This window comes from Lysinibacillus mangiferihumi, from assembly GCF_003049665.1.
Taxonomy (GTDB): domain Bacteria; phylum Bacillota; class Bacilli; order Bacillales_A; family Planococcaceae; genus Lysinibacillus; species Lysinibacillus mangiferihumi.
In genome coordinates this window covers 1-1,389 of record NZ_PYWM01000095.1, presented here as the reverse complement: position 1 = coordinate 1,389, position 1,389 = coordinate 1, and the positions used below count along the sequence as shown (strand labels likewise).

Below are 1,389 nucleotides of genomic sequence, written 5' to 3'. Positions count from 1 at the left end.
TGATACTATGTCAAGAAAATGGACAGGGAAAATTGAGATTTTGCTTTAAATCTAAGCGCGCTATCGCTTGCTCGCCTCACAAATAATTTAAGGGGCGTAACCCTTAAATTTTTTGTGAGGTTAAAAGGGTTTAATTATATGACCTTAGTTTTCTGTGAAGCTTTGAAATATTGCTTTTCGTATGCAATGGGCGACATATAATTTGTGAATGAATGGATACGCTTGTAGTTATAAAAACTAACGATGTATTCAATGATACTTTTCTTGGCTTGATCTCTCGTTTTATACTTTTCATGAAAAACTAACTCTCTTTTGATGACGCTATGAAATGACTCGATACATGCATTATCGTAACAGTTTCCTTTTCTGCTCATACTTGTAACCATTCCGTTAGTTCGTAATACTTGTTGGTATTCCTTCGACGCATACTGGCTCCCACGATCTGAATGATGAATGAGTCCAGGAGTTTGAGTCTGAGTTCTGATTGCTCGTTTTAAGGCGAGGATCACTAATTCCTTTGTCATTCTCTCATCCATTGCCCAACCGATGATTCGTCTTGAATACAACTCCATAATCGTTGCTAGATAGAGCCAACCTTCACTGGTCCATATATACGTAATGTCAGCTACCCACGCTTGTCCAGGGCGTTCTACTTTGAATTGTTGGTCTAATAGATTTGGATATACTGGTAGATTATGTTTTGAATTCGTCGTCGCTTTGTATTTTTTCACTGTTTTTGAGCGAATGCCTTCTTCTTTCATAATTCTTGATACGGTTTTTTGCGATACAGAGACTCCTTCTGAATTCAATTGTTTTGTGATCTTTGGACTACCATAATTTCTTCTTGAGTCCAAATACACTCGTTTTATTTGGCTCGTTAACTTTTCTTTCCGTTCTTTTTGATTACTCTTTGGTCGATTTAGCCACTCGTAGTAACCACTTCTTGAAACACCTAATACTTCGCACATCTTTGCCACACGGAAATCGTGTCGGTGCTGTTGAATAAAGTTGTAAATTACTTCTGGTCTTTCGCAAAGATGCTCATAGCCTTTTTTAAGATGGCGTTTTCCTCTTCTAGGTCACGTATTCTTTTTTGTAAATCTTTATTTTCCTTGTCTTCGGGTTTTAAGTTCCCACTACCGACAAATGCAGCTTCCCCATCTTTACTAAATTTCTTTACCCAATTGTGTAATGTTTGTTCTGCAAGATCCAGCTCACGTGCAACCTCCGCAACCCTCTTGCCACTTTCAACTAATTGTACGGCCTCTAATTTAAATTCTTTGTCATAACTTTTTCGTTTTGTCATCTTAGACACTCCTAGTAAATTGTTAAGATTATTATACTTTATAAACTCCCAATTCACTGTGTCCATAATTTAGACTAACATCA

Annotated in this window: 1 protein-coding gene; it reads right to left on the bottom strand. The window is 37.1% G+C overall.

Features of this window, described 5'->3' with window-relative positions:
* Window positions 1-134: 134 nt before the first annotated feature.
* A protein-coding gene (locus tag C9J37_RS27635) for an IS3 family transposase (RefSeq protein WP_249039309.1) occupies window positions 135-1,306 on the bottom strand; the annotation gives its coding sequence in 2 pieces (ribosomal slippage) (window positions 135-1,045 and window positions 1,045-1,306; 1,173 coding nt in all).
* Window positions 1,307-1,389 lie beyond the last annotated feature (83 nt).